The sequence below is a fragment of the bacterium genome, from assembly GCA_035295165.1.
Lineage (GTDB): Bacteria > Sysuimicrobiota > Sysuimicrobiia > Sysuimicrobiales > Segetimicrobiaceae > JAJPIA01.
The window spans coordinates 15157-32207 of the sequence record DATGJN010000010.1 but is presented as its reverse complement, the minus strand read 5'-3'; the positions used below and the strand labels follow the sequence as shown (position 1 = coordinate 32207).

Annotated in this window: 17 protein-coding genes; 6 read left to right on the top strand and 11 right to left on the bottom strand. The window is 69.0% G+C overall.

Annotation, left to right across the window (positions count from 1 at the left end; all coding sequences use genetic code 11):
* Positions 1-79 precede the first annotated feature (79 nt).
* Complete coding sequence (locus VKZ50_01705; GenBank protein ID HLJ58426.1) at positions 80-1456, top strand: ISNCY family transposase; 1377 nt, start codon at positions 80-82, stop codon at positions 1454-1456.
* A gap of 111 nt (positions 1457-1567) precedes the next feature.
* Here the strand turns inward: VKZ50_01705 and VKZ50_01700 are convergent, their stop codons facing one another.
* The 4 genes from VKZ50_01700 to VKZ50_01685 all read right to left on the bottom strand — a co-directional run bounded on the left by VKZ50_01700 (position 1568) and on the right by VKZ50_01685 (position 5330).
* Positions 1568-2557, bottom strand: coding sequence for a universal stress protein (locus tag VKZ50_01700; protein HLJ58425.1), 990 nt, complete (start codon positions 2555-2557; stop codon positions 1568-1570).
* Positions 2558-2619: 62 nt separating this feature from the next.
* Positions 2620-3924, bottom strand: coding sequence for an Nramp family divalent metal transporter (locus VKZ50_01695; GenBank protein HLJ58424.1), 1305 nt, complete (start codon positions 3922-3924; stop codon positions 2620-2622).
* Positions 3921-4571 carry a metal-dependent transcriptional regulator gene (locus tag VKZ50_01690; GenBank protein ID HLJ58423.1) on the bottom strand — a complete coding sequence of 217 codons (651 nt, stop codon included), beginning with the start codon at positions 4569-4571 and terminating at the stop codon, positions 3921-3923. Before VKZ50_01690 ends, VKZ50_01695 begins: the two co-directional genes overlap by 4 nt.
* Before the next feature lie 105 nt (positions 4572-4676).
* Positions 4677-5330, bottom strand: coding sequence for a hypothetical protein (locus tag VKZ50_01685; protein HLJ58422.1), 654 nt, complete (start codon positions 5328-5330; stop codon positions 4677-4679).
* A gap of 149 nt (positions 5331-5479) precedes the next feature.
* On the opposite strand from VKZ50_01685, the gene VKZ50_01680 reads away from it, so the two are divergent.
* Complete coding sequence (locus tag VKZ50_01680) at positions 5480-6433, top strand: LD-carboxypeptidase (GenBank protein ID HLJ58421.1); 954 nt, start codon at positions 5480-5482, stop codon at positions 6431-6433.
* A gap of 28 nt (positions 6434-6461) precedes the next feature.
* On the opposite strand, the gene VKZ50_01675 is transcribed toward VKZ50_01680, so the two are convergent.
* Genes VKZ50_01675 through VKZ50_01665 form a run of 3 tightly spaced genes read right to left on the bottom strand, consistent with a single transcriptional unit; the run spans position 6462 to position 8663 of the window.
* Positions 6462-7295 carry a 5'/3'-nucleotidase SurE gene (locus VKZ50_01675; GenBank protein ID HLJ58420.1) on the bottom strand — a complete coding sequence of 278 codons (834 nt, stop codon included), beginning with the start codon at positions 7293-7295 and terminating at the stop codon, positions 6462-6464.
* A gap of 14 nt (positions 7296-7309) precedes the next feature.
* A complete protein-coding gene (locus VKZ50_01670; protein HLJ58419.1) occupies positions 7310-7885 on the bottom strand; it encodes a hypothetical protein in 576 nt (191 codons plus the stop codon).
* Entirely contained in the window at positions 7860-8663 is an 804-nt protein-coding gene (locus tag VKZ50_01665) for an MBL fold metallo-hydrolase (GenBank protein HLJ58418.1), read from the bottom strand. The genes VKZ50_01670 and VKZ50_01665 overlap by 26 nt, the downstream gene beginning before the upstream one ends.
* A gap of 441 nt (positions 8664-9104) precedes the next feature.
* On the opposite strand from VKZ50_01665, the gene VKZ50_01660 reads away from it, so the two are divergent.
* The gene (locus tag VKZ50_01660) at positions 9105-10064 is read left to right on the top strand and encodes a glycosyltransferase (GenBank protein HLJ58417.1); all 960 of its coding nucleotides are present in this window, start codon (positions 9105-9107) and stop codon (positions 10062-10064) included.
* Positions 10065-10644: 580 nt separating this feature from the next.
* On the opposite strand, the gene VKZ50_01655 is transcribed toward VKZ50_01660, so the two are convergent.
* Positions 10645-11070: a helix-turn-helix transcriptional regulator gene (locus VKZ50_01655; GenBank protein ID HLJ58416.1), complete on the bottom strand. Its 426-nt coding sequence runs from the start codon at positions 11068-11070 to the stop codon at positions 10645-10647.
* Positions 11071-11272: 202 nt separating this feature from the next.
* Between VKZ50_01655 and VKZ50_01650 the strand changes: the two genes are divergently transcribed.
* The 3 genes from VKZ50_01650 (at position 11273) to VKZ50_01640 (ending at position 13742) form a co-directional block, all read left to right on the top strand.
* On the top strand, positions 11273-11848 hold the full coding sequence (locus VKZ50_01650; protein HLJ58415.1) for a helix-turn-helix transcriptional regulator: 576 nt from the start codon (positions 11273-11275) through the stop codon (positions 11846-11848).
* An 84-nt stretch (positions 11849-11932) separates the two neighbouring features.
* A complete protein-coding gene (hisC, locus tag VKZ50_01645) occupies positions 11933-13096 on the top strand; it encodes a histidinol-phosphate transaminase (GenBank protein HLJ58414.1) in 1164 nt (387 codons plus the stop codon).
* 217 nt (positions 13097-13313) lie between these two features.
* Positions 13314-13742, top strand: a complete 429-nt coding sequence (locus VKZ50_01640; protein ID HLJ58413.1) for an ATP-binding protein — start codon at positions 13314-13316, stop codon at positions 13740-13742.
* Here the strand turns inward: VKZ50_01640 and pgl are convergent.
* From pgl to gnd, 3 genes are read right to left on the bottom strand one after another with little or no spacing between them, the layout of a single operon-like run.
* Positions 13739-14524 carry a 6-phosphogluconolactonase gene (gene pgl, locus VKZ50_01635; GenBank protein HLJ58412.1) on the bottom strand — a complete coding sequence of 262 codons (786 nt, stop codon included), beginning with the start codon at positions 14522-14524 and terminating at the stop codon, positions 13739-13741. The genes VKZ50_01640 and pgl overlap by 4 nt on opposite strands.
* Positions 14525-14528: 4 nt before the next feature.
* A complete protein-coding gene (zwf, locus tag VKZ50_01630; protein HLJ58411.1) occupies positions 14529-16079 on the bottom strand; it encodes a glucose-6-phosphate dehydrogenase in 1551 nt (516 codons plus the stop codon).
* A 3-nt stretch (positions 16080-16082) separates the two neighbouring features.
* The gene (gene gnd / locus VKZ50_01625) at positions 16083-16979 is read right to left on the bottom strand and encodes a decarboxylating 6-phosphogluconate dehydrogenase (GenBank protein ID HLJ58410.1); all 897 of its coding nucleotides are present in this window, start codon (positions 16977-16979) and stop codon (positions 16083-16085) included.
* Positions 16980-17051: the final 72 nt, after the last annotated feature.

Genomic DNA, 17051 nt, shown 5'->3' with positions numbered 1-17051 from the left:
TGTAGTAGTTCAGCAATAATGTCACCCCCTAACAGTTCCGTGACTATGTCACCCTGGGACTATGACCAGGGAGACGATCATGTTGAGTCAGAAGGATCAACAGCGCGTGCAGGTCCTGACACAGGTCCATCGGGGCACGGTGACGGTATCCCAAGCGGCTCAGGTGCTCCGCCTCTGCCATCGCCACGTGCAACGGCTCTTGGCGGGGTTCCGCGCCCACGGCGTCGCTGCGTTGAGTCATGGTAATCGGGGACGCGCCGCACCCAACCGGATCGCCGAATCGATCCGGAAGCAAGTCGTGATGTTGGCGCGGTCCGTGTACGCGGGGATCAACGATCACCATCTCACCGATCTGCTCCGGGAGCAGCATGCCCTCAAACTGTCCCGCCCGACCGTGTTTCGAGTGCTGCGGGAGGCGGGGGTCCCGCGTCCGCGCACCCGCCGGCCCCCCCGACACCGTCGCCGGCGGCCGCGGATGCCGCACCCCGGCTTGCTCGTCCAACTCGACGGGAGCCATCACCCCTGGCTGGGCCCCCAGGGACCTCACTTCGTGCTGCTCGCCGCGATCGACGATGCGACGAGTCGGGTCCTCGGGGCCGTTTTTCGCCCGCACGAAGACGCGCATGGCTACTTCCTGCTGCTGTCCCAGGTCCTGCGGCGCTACGGGGTGCCCGCCGCCGTCTACACCGACCGACACGGCATCTTCCGTCGCGAGGCGCGCACAGGCCCGTCCATTGCGGCCCAGCTCGCGGATACGCCCCGCCTGACCCAAATCGGCCGCGCGCTGCATACCCTTGGTATTCGCTGGATCCCGGCGAGCTCGCCCCAGGGAAAGGGGCGGGTGGAGCGGCTCTTTGGCACGCTCCAAGATCGGCTCGTGCAGGAACTCCGCCTCGCCGACGCGCGGACGCTCGATGATGCCAATGCGCTGCTGCGCACGTTTCTGCCGCGCTTCAATCGCCGCTTCGCCCAAGCGCCCGCGCAGCGCCCGCCCGCGTTTCGACCCTGTCCATCCCGGACGGTGCTCGAAACGACGCTGTGCTTCAAGTACCCGCGCACGGTCGCCAACGATAACACGGTCCGTGTCGGGCCGCACCTGTTGCAACTCAGCCCGGGACCCGGCGGCCGGAGCTATGCGAAAGCACACGTCTATGTCCTCGAGCGCCTTGATGGCACCTTTGCCGTCCAGTTCCGCGATGCCGTCCTCTCGGTGCGCCATCTCACTCCACCGCCTGTGGACATCCACCTCCTCCGGGCACGTCGCAACCGTCCGCTCCAATCACCTGACTCTCGGCCAACTGCGCCGCCGATCCCGGCGGCGCCGCTCACGCCGCCGCCGTCACCACCGCCGCGTGATCCACGTCCCGGGCCCGATCATCCCTGGAGGCAATACGCTCAGATCGCTCGCCGCAAAGAGCTCAGCGCCCAGGGGGTGACATTTTCGCTGAACCGTTAGCATGACAGGATTGCTGAACTACGACATGAAAGATCGCGAAAAATACGGCCCGCCGGCGGTGACGCGCTGCGCGTCGGCGACATGTCGCCCGGTCGGGCGATCAGCGGCCGGTTAGGACGGCGTCCCGGCCGGAGGCGCGGAGCCCCCTCGGGGGGCACGCACGAGCAGCAGCGGTTTCAGAAACCGGGCGGCGATCCGCGACGCCACGCTTCCCGTCAGCACCGCGTCGAGACCGGACCGCCCGTGCGTCACCATGACGATCATGTCGGCCGCGATCTGCGCCGCGACGTCCAGCAGCGTCTGCGCCGGGTCGCCGCGTATCACCGACGCGTTGATCCGCAACCCCTCGAGGAGCGGCCGGGCCGCGACGTCTTCAAGGTAGCGCACGGCTTCGCCCTCTTCCAGGTCGAGCGACGCCGCGGCGGCGGTCGGCACGAGGCGGGCCGCGGTCCCCCGCTCGCCGCCGAGCGTCGAGAGCGTCGGGACGACGCGGCGGAGCACCACCTCGGCCCGGTACGCGGCCGCCAGGGTCGCCGCCAAGGGCAGCGCGGCCTCCGCAGCCGACTCCCCATCCAACGGCACCAGCAACCGCTCTAGTTCGGGCGAGACCGCGGCGTGGGACGCAAGCGCGTCAGGCGGACGCACCAGCAGCACCGGGCGCAGGCCTCGCCCGAGCACCTGCTGCGCGACGCTCCCAAACAGGACGCGATGGAACGCGCGCCGACCGGGCAGGGTCCCGCCGCCGCCGTGCGTGCAGAGGACGATGAGGTCCGCGCCCAGGTCGTCGGCGTGATCGACGATGCTCTTTGCGACGTCGTCCTCCTCGTTGGGGTGTACGTGCCGGTCGACCGCGACCCCGGATGCGAGCACGCGGGCGGACACCTCGTTCAGGTACCCCTCGGCCTCCTCCGCCCCGGTCAGGTGTCGCTCCCCGTGCACGGTCGAAGGCGCCTGCCGTTCCAGCACATGCAGCAGGGTAAGGCGCGCGTCGAGGTGGGCCGCCAGCGACACGCCGAGCGGCAGCACGCACTCGGCCAGCCGCGATCCGTCCAGCGGAACGAGAAGTCGCCTAAGGCTCGCTCGTCCTTCGGCCGCCCCCATGTCATCCTTCGGATTCGTCGCCGGGCGCTCCGGGTCCCTGCGAGCGGCGTTTCGACGCCCGGTCAACCGCCCGTGAAGACCTGGTACAACAGGTAGAGATTGAGCAGCACGATGAGGCCGACCACGAGCCAGCCGGCCACCGTCATCAACGTGCCGTTCGTCAGCACGCCCATCAGCCGGCGGCGCTGCGTGAAGAGCATGAGCGGCACCAGGGCGAACGGGAGCCCGAAGCTCAGGATGACCTGGCTGATCACCAGCGTGCGCGTCGGATCGAGCCCGATCATGATCACCACGATCGCCGGGATCATCGTCACGAGTCGGCGCACCCAGACGGAGATCTGCCGGTGAATAAAGCCCTGCATGATCGTCTGCCCGGCCATCGTCCCCACGGCGGACGACGAGAGCCCCGACGCGAGCAACGAAATCGCAAACACGAAGCTGCTCGCGCCGCCGAGGAGCGGGACGAGCGTGCGGTGCGCTTCTTCGATGGTGGCGATCTTCGTCAACCCGTGCACCCAGAACGTCGACGCGGCCATCACGAGCATCGCCGCGTTGACCAGGCCCGCGAGGGTCATCGCGATGGCGACATCCAGCACGTTGAAGCGGAACAGCCGCCGCGCCTGCTCCGGACTCTTGGTGGCGATCCGGTTCTGCGTCAGCGCGGAGTGCAGGAAGACGACGTGCGGCATCACGGTCGCCCCGAGGATGCCGACGGCGAGGAGGATGGCGTCGCTGTTCCCCAACACCGGATGGATGACGCTGTGCCCGATCGCCGCCCACCCGGGCCGGTCCAACAGCGTCTCGACCAGATACGACCCCGCGATCACCCCGACGAGCGCGGTGATCACGGCCTCCAGCGGGCGGAACCCGCGGTGCTCAAGCGCCAGAATGGCCATGGTCGCCGCCCCGGTGAGCAGCCCCGCCCCCAACAGCGGCACCCCGAGCAGGAGATTGAAACCGATCGCCGCGCCGAGGAACTCGGCCAGATCAGTGGCCATCGCGACGATCTCCGAGACGACCCACATGCCCCAGACCACAGGGCGCGGAAACTGCTCCCGGCACATCTCGGCCAGGTTCCGGCCCGTGGCGATGCCGAGCTTGGCGGACAGTGTTTGAACGAGCATCGCCATAAGGTTGCTGGCCAGCACGACCCAGACCAGGCGGTAGCCGAACTGGGCGCCGCCTTGGATGTTGGTTGCAAAGTTGCCGGGGTCGATGTAGGCCACGGACGCGATAAACGCGGGCCCGAGGAACGGAAGCGCGCGGGCCAACCCCCGGCGAGTGCTGCGCCCCGACAGCACGTCGGCGGCGGCGTTCACGGTCGACGCGTCGCCCGGCGCCGGCGCGCTCCGGACGTCGTCGCTCATCGGACGTACACCCCTTGGGCAAGGTCGTGTGTCAGCACGAGCTGATGTCCCCCCAACTCCACGCGCACCCGCCGCCCCGAGAGCCGCGCGATCACGCACACGGCGACGCCCGGCAACACCCCGAGCGCGGCGAGCCGCCGGAGCAGATCGGGACGGCGGTCGCTCACGCGGTCCACCACCCCGGCTTCTCCGGGAGGCAGCTGCGTCAGATCGGGGTAGCGCACGTCGCGCACCGTCCCGTCCTTGGCCGGAATCGGATCGCCGTGGGGATCACGCGTGGGCTCGCCCAGCATCGCGGCGATCTTGGCCTCGACGTCGTCCGACAGCACGTGCTCAAGGCGCTCGGCCTCTCGATCGACGTGGTCGAGGCTCACCCCGAGGGCCTGCGTCAGATAGAGTTCGAGCAGACGGTGGTGGCGAATCGTCTCCAACGCGATGCGCTCGCCCGTCGGGGTCAGCGTGAACCCCCGGTACGGCGTGCGGACGACGAGCCGGTGGTGGGCCAACCGCTTGATCATGTTGGTGGCCGACGCCGCGGAGACGCCGAGCCGCGCGGCGACGTCCGACGTCGACGCGACGCCGTGGATTCGCTCGAGCTTGTAGATCGCCTTGAGATAGTCTTGCATGACGCCGGTGATCGCGGCCATCGCGGGGCTCCGAGCTCGGGAGGGTAACTAAACTATTTTATTGCCGACTAAATCTCCCCGCCTGAAGTGTACCGAACGGCACCGCGGGGCGTCAAGCGCCCGGGGCTACCGAGCGCCGGTCGCGACGTACTCCAGCACGATCGTATGACCGGTCCCGTACTGGCTCGCGAGCGATGGCGGGTACGGATCACCGGCGGCCGTCGGGTAGCACGGCGGGTTCGTCATCGCCGCCGTGCAGTAGTCGAGGCGGTTGAGCACCAGCGCCGGCCCAGCCGACGATGGCTTGCCGTCGACGAGGAGCCGGACCGCGTGGGTCGCGTCGGCTTTCCGGCCCAGCAGCTCCCCCGCCGTGTAGACGATTGGGAGGTCGACGCCTTTGACGGTGGCCGTCCCGTACGTGGCGCGCCAGACCGCAACAAAGTCGCCGAGCGTGTAGGTCTGGGTCGGGCTGGGGGACTCGATGTGGATGATCCCCGACGCGTCGTGCGTGTGGACGGGCTCGAAGCAGGTCTGGTCGCCGTCGCGGATGCCGACGTACGCCGGGATTGTCACCGGCTGCCCATCGAGGAAGATCCGGAGGTACGGGTGAATGTGCTGCTGCGTCCCTTCGAACGAGAGACACGGGAACGGGAACGGCGCCGCGCCGCCGCCGGTCCGGGACGGCGTCAGGCGCGTGAACGTGACGACGGCCGCGAGCGCGCCGACCGCGAACAGGACCAGGATCAGCCACGGCGCGCGGCGCCGCGGCCGCGCCTTCACCGGTCCTCGGTTCCGGGTCGCGCGGCGCCCTTGAGCCACGACATCTCCTCGTCGTCGGTCCCCACCGAGTGTAGCGGCCGGGCCCGCAAATCGGCAAGCCCGCGCGGACGCCGCCAGGACGAGGGCGAGCAGTTCCCGAACCCTCGGGTATGCTGCCGGCACCCCGAAAGCCCAAGCGTCTTGCGCCCGGGGACACGATCGGGTTGGTGTCGCCGTCGGGACCGACGACACCGGCCGGAGCCACGACGCCCGAGCACATCGAGCTCGCGCGGCGGCGGCTTCTCGGCGCCGGGTTCCGCACGGTACTCGCCCCCCATGCGCTCGACGTCCGCGGTTACCTCGCCGGGAGCGACGCGGACCGGGTTGCCGACCTCCACGCGATGTTCGCCGATCCTGCGGTGCAGGGCATCCTCTGCGTGCGCGGCGGATACGGCACGCACCGACTGCTGGACGCACTGGACTACGAGATGATCCGGGCCCACCCGAAAGTCTTCATCGGCTACAGTGACATCACGGCGCTCCACCTCGCGTTCCACGCACGGAGCGGGTTTGTGACGTTCCACGGTCCGATGACGACGGCGCTTTCCCGCGCGGATCCGCACGACTTCCTCTCCTGCCTGCGGGCCGTGGCGCGCCCCGAGCCGCTCGGCGCGCTCGCCAATCCCCCGGGGGCGCCCCCGATCGAAACGCTCGTCCCGGGGGAGACCGAGGGGGAGTTGATCGGCGGCAACGCGGCGCTCCTGACCGCGCTGTTGGGGACGCCTTACGAACCCGAGTTCACGGGCCGGCTGCTGTTTCTCGAGGATCTGGGCGATCGCATCTACCGGCTCGACCGCAAGCTCGCTCACCTGCGCCTCGCAGGAGTGTTCGAGCGCGTTGCGGGGATCATCGTCGGAGAGTGCCGGTACCCCGCGGAGCCGGAAGGACTCGCGCTGCGCCAGGTCCTGGACGACCTCATCGTGCCGCTCGGGAAGCCGGCGATCTACGGGCTGGCGTGCGGACATGGGGCGTATCACCTGACGCTGCCGGTAGGCGTGCGGGCGCACCTCGACGCCACGCGGGGTGTGGTCCGCATCCTCGAGGCCGGGGTGGCCTCGGACTGAACCCGAGGTCGCGGTTCGAGCGGGCCGCCTAGCGGGAGTTGTGCGCCCCGGAGACTTCCTCGACGAGGTGGCGCGCCAAGTAGCATGCAAGGTCGGACGGATCGTTCGGCGCCGGCCGGTCGGCGGGATGGTCCAGCACGGTCACCGAGGTATCCCCGGCGAAAAACGCCCACGCGTCTGTGCCCGGTTCCAGAGACTGGGGCACGGCGGCCCGCAGCTCGAGGCGCAACCGCCGCCCGACGTTCCCGGATGGCGCAGCCTGCTCGATGACCGTGTGCTCGACGACGTGGTATCCGGCCACCGTCGTTGCCACGACGGACCGAGGGGCGAGCGACGGCACGTTGATGTTCACCAGCGGCGGCCGACCGCCGATGCCGCCCGTGTCGAGGTGTCCGTCGCCCAGCAGCTCCACCGTGCGCAGGGCCATGCGGGCCGCGGTCTCCCATGCGGGCCCGGCCGGGTCGCGGCGGCACGACGCCGCCACGCCGGGAATCCCGAGCGTGGTCGCCACGCGGGCCGCGCCGACCGTCCCGGAGAGAAAGACGTCGCACCCGAGGTTCGGTCCGGGGTTCACCCCAGACACCACGAGATCCGGGCGCGGCACCACGGTGCCGCAGGCGGCCAGGACGACGCAGGTCGCCGGCGTACCGTTCAGATGATACGCGAGCGCGGCGCCCATGCGGAGGAGCGCCGGGGCTGCGTGCACATCGATGTCGCTGCGCACCGTCAGCGCCGAGCTCGAGGCGCTGCGGTCGTCGCTCGGCGCGAGCACGACGACCTCGTGGACGGGCGCGAACGCGCGCACCAGCGCGTGCAGCCCCTCGCTTTCGATGCCGTCGTCGTTCGTAATGAGCACGCGCATCCGCGCTGCCTCCCCTATGGCGGGGCCGGCCGGCGGTCGGCCGCCGTCCCGCGTTCGTCCGCCCGGGCCCGTCCGGACGCTACCGTCCCGCCGATGCCACGAACGTTTCGATGATCTGCCGCTGCCAGATCAAAGGCGACCACCACCAGCGCGCACACGACCGTACTCGCGGCGGTCAGCGGTCCCCACAACTCTGCGCCTTCGCCAAGGAACTGCGCGATGCCTGTCTGCACGGTGTGCATCGAGGTCGCCGGTGCCGTCAGTAGGGGCCAGGCGCCGCGACGCCGGGCGAACGCGGGGCGGCCGTCGAGACCGACCGTGCGGCCGCCGCCGGACGCGATCAGCTCCGCGGCGCCGAACGAAGACGACCGAATGATGAACGCTCCGACCTTGACGGTCTTCTGCGTGAGCTGCTGCCCGTCGGCGCGCAGTTCGGCCCAGGTTGCAGGCCGGCGTTTCGGATCCAGCCCGGCCCGGCGAAACAGGTCCGCGTTGATGTACAGGAACCCGATCGCGTGTCGGACCAGCTGGAGCGGGCCGCCGAGAACGCCTCCGCGGCCCGCCTCACCGGACTCCCACCGCGGCCCCAACGGGACCGCCGAGACCGGAAACGGCGACGTCGACCGGGCACGGGACAATCGCCGCCACGTACCTTCGGAGGCGATCCATCTCCTCGTCGTCGGGCAACCGGTGGTGCGTGAGCACGAGCCGGCGGGCACCGGCTGCCTGCGCCGCGCGCGCGGCCTCCCCGGCGGTCAGGTGGATATGGCGCGGGTCACCGATGCCGTATGTCGCCTCGCAAAGAAACACGTCCGCGTCCCGCGCAACCCGAACGAGGACCTCGTCCCACGCGGAATCGGCGCTGAACGCCAGCGTCTCGCCGCCGGCCGCGGCCCGGATCGCCCAACATGGCGCCGGATGGTTCGTGGGACCAACGAACGTCAACGTCATATCCTCGATGTGGACCGCTCGTGCGGGATCGTACTCGATCAGGTCATACGCCTCGGCGAACGGCGCTCCCCACACACCCGGCGTAATGGGCGAGAACGCGGCGGCGACATCGAGCAGGACCTCCGCTCCCCCCGGGGGCAGGAACAGCCTCGGTCGAATCGGAGCCCTGCCGTCGAGACGCTGACGTGCGAGAATCGCCTTCGACAATGTGTAGACGTCCAGTGCATGATCGGCGTGCATGTGCGACAACACGACCCCGGTAATTTCGCTGAGACCGTGACGTCGGACGAACTCGGCCACCGCGCCGGGACCGCAGTCGAGCAACACCGCGGCACGGTCGCTGCGGACCAAGTAGCTCGAGCACGGCCCGTATTTCCCTGGACTGGCGGCAGCCGGACCGATCACCTCGAAGTCCATGGCGACCCCCTTCCGCCTGGGCCTCGTCGCATTCCGCGGCCCGGCGTCTTCATTATCCGAGGGGATCCGAATGAGCGGTACGGAGATGCGCTAAGGGCAAGTAAAGATTGGATAATCGTTTCGGATCGGGGGCTTTCGCGGAACGTCTGGGTTCATATAGGCTACCGGGCCGAGTTCGTGCCTGGCCTTCGTAGAGGTTCGGGGCCGTTCGGGACGGTTCAACACCTCGGCGCGCCCGCCTCTTTCGAGGGCACGGCAAAACGCGCCCGAGAGATGCGCCAGCAACCGAAGAGCGGCTGAAGAACGGCGGGCCGGCCAGCACGGCAACCACGCCGTCGACGAGCGTCGGATCGGTCAAACGGAGGAGGGACGAGGAGGAGGGATCGCGGAATCAATTGGCCGAGGTTTGCACCTACCCGAGCTGCTCGCCGGGGGGACGAAATGACTGGAACCTGCGCCGTTTCGCTGATCGTGGAATGGGACAACGTGCGGTTTGCGGAAATCGCCCGCGGCCAACAGATGCTCGAGGCGCTGCGCGATCAGGTTCAGGAGGTACCGGAACCGTGTGAAATACTGATACTCTACAATGAACTCTCGATCGACGGCTCGCACGTCCGTGGGATCACCGATCGCGTCCTGGGCCGCACGTCGGCCGCCGTGCGCGTGATTCCAACCCGTGGCCTCGCGTACTACCAGTTGAAGAACGAAGGGGCTCGCCTTGCCAACGGGAACATCCTCGTCTTCGTGGATTGCGATGTCGTCCCCGAGAGCGGCTGGCTGCGCCAGTTGCTGCGGGCATTCGATGATCCCGCGATCCTCGTCTGCGCCGGCAACACATACATCGAGACCGGCGGCCTCTACCGTGATGCGATGGCGGTCGGATGGCTGATGTTTCCGGTGCGGTCACGCGATGGAGCGCCGCATCCCAACTCATGGTTCTTCGCCAACAACGTTGCGTTCCGTCGCGACGTCTTCACGCGGTACCCCTTCCCGGACGACGTCGAACAATTCCGGGGCCAATGCTACCGGCTCGCGCAGCGCTTACTCGCGGATGGGATTGCGATCCATATGAACCCGTCTGCGCGGACGGCACACCCGGCGCCCCGCGGGGTCGGTCACTTTGTCCGCACCGGCATCTGCGAGGGGCACGATCGCTATCAGTTCCCCCGCATCGCGGGAACCCACGAGATGTTGACGTTCCGCGCCATGGTCAGGAGGTTTTGGCGAGACGAGGCGCGAGCATGGCGCAGCGCGGTTTACAGACATGGCGAGGCAAGTACGCCCCGCGTGAGTGTTCCGGCGGGGTTCGCGGCGGCCACGGCATTCTACCTCCTGTGTTTTCTCGGCGAGGTCCTCGCTCGGAGTGCGCCGAACGTTGTGCGGCGATACTTCGCGCTCTGAGAGCAAATGATGCGTGTGGAGAGGTCCGTCGATTCACCGGGTCATCCACAGTAACCTAAGAACCCCCGCTCGGGCACGTCGATCAGGCACGCACTGCTCGTCCGCAGGGGCATTGCGCCTCGGGGAACGGCCAGCTCCGTACATGGTACGAATCCCTTTTCGATGAGATGGCCCCGCTGCTCGATCCGAAGAACGGACCAGCGATCAAACCCGGTGAAGCCCGACTCCAACACCTGGCGAATCTCGCGCCGCCGTTTGTTAGCCGCGACCTCAACGAATGGAGTGATGATAAACGTCTGCGCCCGCAGGGATCACATCCAGGCCTGTCCGATGAGGAGGCCTGCACCTTCCGACGTCATCTTGTCATAGTGGTGGCGCGCCTCTTTCTGCGCCGCCTCGACTCAGTACTTAGCCGGAAACCATACGATGCGAGTGGGCGAGGATGACTGAACGTCTCGCGTCCAACCTTGCAAATGTGTCGTCCAGAGCGTCCATTGCTCAGGAGCATCCCGTCCTACGCGGGAGGTAGTTCGCAACTCGTTTTCGCGCCGCGCGAGGTGCCCACGGCCGAGGCAGGCTGTCACCGGCGTGTCCTCGGGGCGGTTGTTCCGGCCGACGGAGCCGCCCGACCTCCACGCGTCCCGGTGCGTTTCGACTTCCACGCGACGTCGAGCCATACTCGGTCTTCGGGCGCGAGTGGAAGTCCAATCTGCAGGGTGTCGCGCATGCGGAGCAGACGGTCCTGTGTTCCAACCGGTTCGTTCCCCACCAGACTGCGGCTTGCGCCGAGGAGCTGCTGGACGCGTTCCGCGTCTGGAACCCTGCCCCGCACCCGCATGACCTCGAAGTAGTCGTCAAACACCCCGCCCAACACGTCGAGGATCCGTTGCCTGGTCTGGGGACCGGGAGCGGTACGGCCGGCGAGCAGATCGGACAGGTGTGTCCGGTGGAGCCCGGCCAGGCGGGCGAGCGCCGTCTTTGTCAGGTTCCGGCGAAGAATAGCCATCTCGACTACCTCGCGCTTCAAACGCACCTGCATGTTCCGCCGACTCCTCTGGCCGTCGTGAGGCGAAGCGGTCGTGCCCAGGTTAACGAGAATGTGACAATTTGTCAATGCAAACTTGCCGAAATGTCATTGTTCCGTCGTTGACGAATCGTCGAGGTGTCTTGGCAATGTGGGGATCGTGTGGTATGGTCGGTGTGACAAAATGTCAACGCGCCCCACCGCCGGATTCTACATGAGGCTCGGGCAGCAGATCCGAACGTTTCGCCTCGAGGCGGGATTGTCCCAGGCTGCACTCGGCGTTCGCCTCGGGCGGTCCGCGAGCGCGATCGACCGGTACGAGATGGGTCAGCGCAGGATCGCCTTGGCAGAACTGGTGCGCATGGCTGAGGTGCTGGAAGTTCCGGCTGAGACGTTCCTTGGCACCGGCGCAGGGCGCCGCCGGCCCAGGGTGGCTCGGTCGACCTCGCTCCGTTCGCCGGCTAAGGTCCGAGCGGAACACCTGCGGCTGCTCCGGGCGCTTGACCGGCGTCTTTCGGTCCCGCCGACCGAAGCCCCCGCGGATGCCGTAGCAGAGGAACCCGCGGACTACGCGGGACGGGCTCCCGGATCGACTCGGATCACCGCCAAAGCGGTCGCGGCGGCGCTCGCGGAGGGGCGGCTTCGCGGATGGGCGCGGCAGGCAGGTCTCCCGCCAGCGGTCAGCGCTGATGTTCTCCGCCGCTTCGTTGCGCTCGTGCTGGCGGGCACCATTCCTCGGACCGGCCGCAGACGGCGGTGAGCCGCGAGGCCTGGACACCCGGGCGCGTTCCCGATACCCTGAACCCGCGGCGCCCCGCGCATCACAGAGGTAGCGGCAAGCCGCATGACCGCGAGCCGCGCGTACGCTGAAACACTCGCCGAGAGCATCAAGGAAGGGAGCCAGACCGTGAGCCAGACCCACCCCCTCGCACGAAAGGCGCTGTCTGCGCTCGAGCCCTACATACCGGGCCGGTCCGCCGAGGACGTCATGGAGCAGTACGGAGTGTGTGACGTTACCAAGCTGGGCAGCAACGAGAACCCGCTCGGGCTGTCCCCGCGCGTCCGCGAGGCACTCATCGCCGCGATCGACCGCATCCACCACTACCCGGACCCCGAGTGCTCGCGGCTGCGACGCCTGGTCTCCGCACGCCTCGGGGTCACGCCCGAGCACCTGTTCTTCGCGAACGGCGTGGACAACGTGCTGACGTGCCTCGGGCTCGCGTTTCTTGACGCCGGCGACCGTTGCGTCGTCGCCGCGCCCACGTATACCGCGTACGCGTCCCTGGCCCTCGTCTTGGGCGCGGTCCCGGTTGAAGTACCGCTCAAAGACTGGCGTGTGGACGTCCAGGCGATGGCGGCCGCAGCGGACGGGGCGAAGGCCGTCATCGTCTGCAACCCCAACAACCCAACCGGCACAACCATCCGGCGAGACGAGGCGGACGCGCTGCTGGCGAGCGTGTCTCCGGACACGCTCGTCGTCTTCGACGAAGCCTACGCGGAATGGGCGGACGATGCGGCGTTCCCCGACGGCGCGGCGCTCGTGCGCGAGCATCCTAACCTCATGGTCCTGCGGACGTTCTCAAAGATCTACGGCCTGGCGGGGCTGCGGGTAGGCTACGCGATCGCGGACCCGGGCCTCATCGCGTGCATGAACCAGGTTCGGGAGCCGTTTGCCGTGGACCGGCTCGCCCAGGTCGCCGCAGAGGCGATCCTGGACGATAACGCGTACCTGCGCGCGTCCTTCGAAAACAACCGCGCGGGCAAGGCGTTCCTGGGACGCGCGTTCACGGAGATGGGGCTCCAGCACCTGCCGACCCAGGCCAACTTCATCCTCGTCGGCCTCGGCCGCCCGGCCGCCGAGATCGCGGAGCGACTCCTCGCAAGCGGGGTCATCATCCGACCGGGCGCCCTGTGGAGGCTCCCGACCTGGGCGCGCATCACCGTGGGGACCCCCGCGGAGAACGCGCGGCTCGTCGAAGCGCTGGCGCAGGTACTCGGGGAGCGTTGATGGGCCTCCGGGCGGGATCGCCCGGAGGCGGTGCCTGCGGACGCCGCCGCGAAGCGTCGATTGGTGGCGCGCACGCGGAGGAGCACCACCCTCGCCCGCAGCCATGCGTGCGGGACGCGCTCCATGGTGTGGGTGCGGGCGCGGCCGCGGCCGGCCCGGCGCCGTGGCGTGAGCCTCACGGGAAAACGGGGAAAATAGGTAGCGGTGGCGAGACCAAATGCTGACATTTCGACTGCTGCGGCGCTCCACCGCGCCGAGGGAAGCCCGGTGGCGCATCCGGCCCCGGTTGCGGGAGCTGGGCTATCCGGACGATGTGGTGGATGAGTTGCTGGTCGCGGTCGGCGAAGCGATGACGAACGCCGTGCTCTACGGCGCGCCCGGGCCGGACAGCCAGGCCGCGGACGACATCGCTGTGACCCTGCGGACGGATGCAGCTTTTTGCGTCATCGAGGTCACCAGCCCCAAGACGGGATGGGCCGTCAACCTCGCCACATGCCCGGGTCCGATGGCGCCGAACGGTCGCGGACTGTTCGTCATCGATCGTTTCACCGACGCGTGGAAGGTCACGCAGGGTCCAGGCGGGACGACGATCTCTCTCAGCCGGCGTCTGCCCGCGCCGATGGCGGAACGCGCCGGGAGAGTCTAGCGCGGCCCCGGCACCGGCTGGGTGAGCCGCGCGGCCGCAGCCACATCCAGGAGCCACAGAAGCGTACCGTCCACGGGACGCACGACCTGGGCGGGCGCCGCGTCCGGATCCCAGGGACCCTCCAACACCCGCCGCACCGCGTCCGCCTTGCCCGCGCCCGCCGCGAGGAACACCACCGCGGCAGCGTGGTTGAGGAGCGGCGGCGTCACGGTCATCCGATTCGCGCGCAGCTCCGGGACGTACAGGGCCACGATCGCTCGGCGGGCCTCGCGCACGACCGGCGTCCCAGGAAACAGCGACGCCGTATGGGCGTTGTCGCCCAGACCGAGCAATACCCAGTCGAGCCGCGGCCACCTGTCCGACGCGATGGGGAGGTAGCGGCGCAGCGTGCGCTCGTACTCCTCGGCCGCCGCATCGAGGTCGGGCCGCTCCGCCGGCATACGGTGCACACGTTCTGCCGGCACCGGAACGCGCGCCAGCAGCGCCACTCGCGCCATGTGGTAGTTGCTCCGGGCGTCGTCGGGCGGAACGTCCCGCTCGTCGCCAAAGAACACGCGCAGCCGACCCCACGGAATGCGGTCGCGGTACGGCTCGCCCGCGAGCAACTCGTAGAGTCGTCTCGGCGTATTGCCTCCGGCCAGCGCGATCGCGCACTCGCCGCGCGCGGCCACGGCCGATCGCACGGAGGAGACCAAGTGCTCCGCCACCTCCGCGGACGCCCGTTCCAAATCGGGACGAACGACGACGGAGAGAGACGGGGCCGGCGATCGCGGAACCGTCATCGGCTCACGGCGTCCGCCAGCGACGGGCATCCCGCTCGATCAGCACGCGGGCGGCGTCGGGTCCCCAGGTGCCGGCGGCGTAGGGCTGCGGCACGGACGGCGCCGCAGCCTCCTCCCACCATGTGAGCACGGGCGCCAACAACTCCCAGGCCTCCTCGACTTCGTCCCGGCGGGTGAACAGCGTCGGATCGCCGGCCATGCAGTCCAGCAGGAGCCGTTCGTACTCCGACAACTCCTCGCCGACCCCGAACGCCTCCGCGTAGGCGAAGCCCATGTCCACCGGACGCAGCGTCGTCGTGGTCCCGGGCGCCTTCGCGACGAACCGCAGCGAGATCCCCTCGTCTGGCTGAATCCTGAGTGCAAGCAGGTTCGGCTCGCGCCCGCCCTCGCGGAACATCCTGAGCGGCGGGCGTTTGAACTGCACGGCGATCTCGGTCACCCGCTTCGGCAGGCGCTTGCCCGACCGCAGGAAGAACGGCACCCCGGCCCACCGCCAGCTGTCGATCAGCACACGCATCGCGACGAACGTCGGCGTGCGCGAATCCTCCGCCACCCGCGGCTCCTGCAGGTAGCCGGACACCTGTTCTGGCCCAACGGTGCCGCGACCGTACTGGCCGACGACGACGTTTCGCGCGACGTCCTCCGAGGAGAACCGCCTCGCGGCGCGGAGCACCTTGACCTTCTCCTCGCGCACCTCGTCGGCCTCGAACGCGACCGGGGCCTCCATCGCGACGAGCGTCAGGAGCTGCATCATGTGGTTCTGCACGATGTCGCGCACGACCCCGGCGGTCTCGTAGTAGCCGGCCCGCGCCTCCACGCCGACCGTCTCGGCGACCGTGATCTGGACGTGATCGATGAAGTGCTGGTTCCAGATCGGCTCGAAGATGCCGTTGGCGAACCGGAACACCAGGATGTTCTGGACGGTCTCCTTGCCGAGATAGTGGTCGATGCGGTAGATCTGGTTCTCGCGGAACACCCGCTGCAGCGTCTGGTTGAGTTCCCGCGCGCTCCGCAGATCGCGGCCGAACGGCTTCTCCACGATGAGGCGGGTCCACCGCCGCCCCCCGTCGACGGCCGGCGAGGCATTCGCGACGAGCCCGCGGCTGCCGAGGTGCTGGACGATCTCGGCATAGAACTCGGGCGCGGTCGCGAGATAGTACACGCGATTGCCGCCGGTGCCCCGATCCTGGTCCAGACGGTCGAGCGCGTCCCGCAGCCGCTCGTACGCCTGGGCATCGCCGAACTCCGCCTGCACGTAGGACAGACCCTGCGCGAACGTCTCCCAGGCCGACCGGTCGGCCTGGGAGGGGGACGGCCCGAGCACCGCGTCCGCCATTTCCGTCCGAAAGGCGTCGTCGGTCTTCGCGCGGCGGGCCACGCCCACCACCGCGCAGGCGGGGCTGATACGGCCCAGTCGCGCGAGCCGGTACAGCGCCGGCATCAGCTTGCGGTGCGTCAGATCCCCCGTGGCGCCGAAGATGACCACCGTGCACGGGTCCGGGACGCGGCGCGACCGGCCGCTCTCGCGCAGCGACGGCGCAGAGACGACGCTCACGGCCTACTCGGTGCGGACGGGGTGTCCGCCGAACTGGTTGCGCAGCGCCGCGATGACCTTGTCGCCGAAGTTCTCGTCTTCGCGCGACCGCAGGCGCTGCAGCAGCGACAAGGTGATCACCGGCGCCGGGACGTCCCGCTCGATCGCCTCCTGCACGGTCCACCGACCCTCGCCCGAGTCCGCAACGTAGCCCTTAATGCCCTTGATCTCGGGATCCTCGGCGAACGCGCGCTCCGCCAGTTCGAGCAGCCAGGAACGCACGACGCTCCCGTGGTTCCACATCGCGCTGATGGCGTGGAGGTCGAACGGGAACGGCGCGGCGTGGAGCACGGCGAACCCCTCTGCGTACGCCTGCAGCATGCCGTACTCGATGCCGTTGTGGATCATCTTGACGTAGTGACCGGCCCCGCTCGGCCCGACGTGCATGTACCCGCGCTCGGGTGCCAGCGCCCGGCACAACGGCTCCACGATCTTCACCGCCTCCGGGTCCCCGCCGACCATCATGCAGTAGCCCACCTGAAGCCCCCAGATGCCGCCGCTCGTCCCCGCGTCGACGTAGAAAAGGCCCCGCGACTTCGCGGCGGCGGCGCGGCGCATGGAGTCTTTATAGTAGGAGTTGCCGCCGTCGACCAGCACGTCGCCCTTGGCGAGCCGCGGCGCCACCTCCGCGATCGTCTGTTCCACCGCATCGCCCGCCGGCACCATCATCCAGACGACCCGCGGCGGCGCCAGCCGCTCGACGAGCTCGGCGAGCGATGCGGCCGCGACCGCGCCCTTGGCGGCCGCCTCCTGCCGCACCTCGGCCCGGCGCGCGTACACGGCCGCCTCGTGCCCCCGCTCCAGCAACCGCGTCACCATGTTCCCGCCCATGCGGCCAAATCCGACGAACCCGACCTTCATCAGCGTGACTCCCTTCTCACCCGTGGTGATGCACCCGGCGCCGGAGGGGCCGCCGCCCCCGTCGAGATCGAG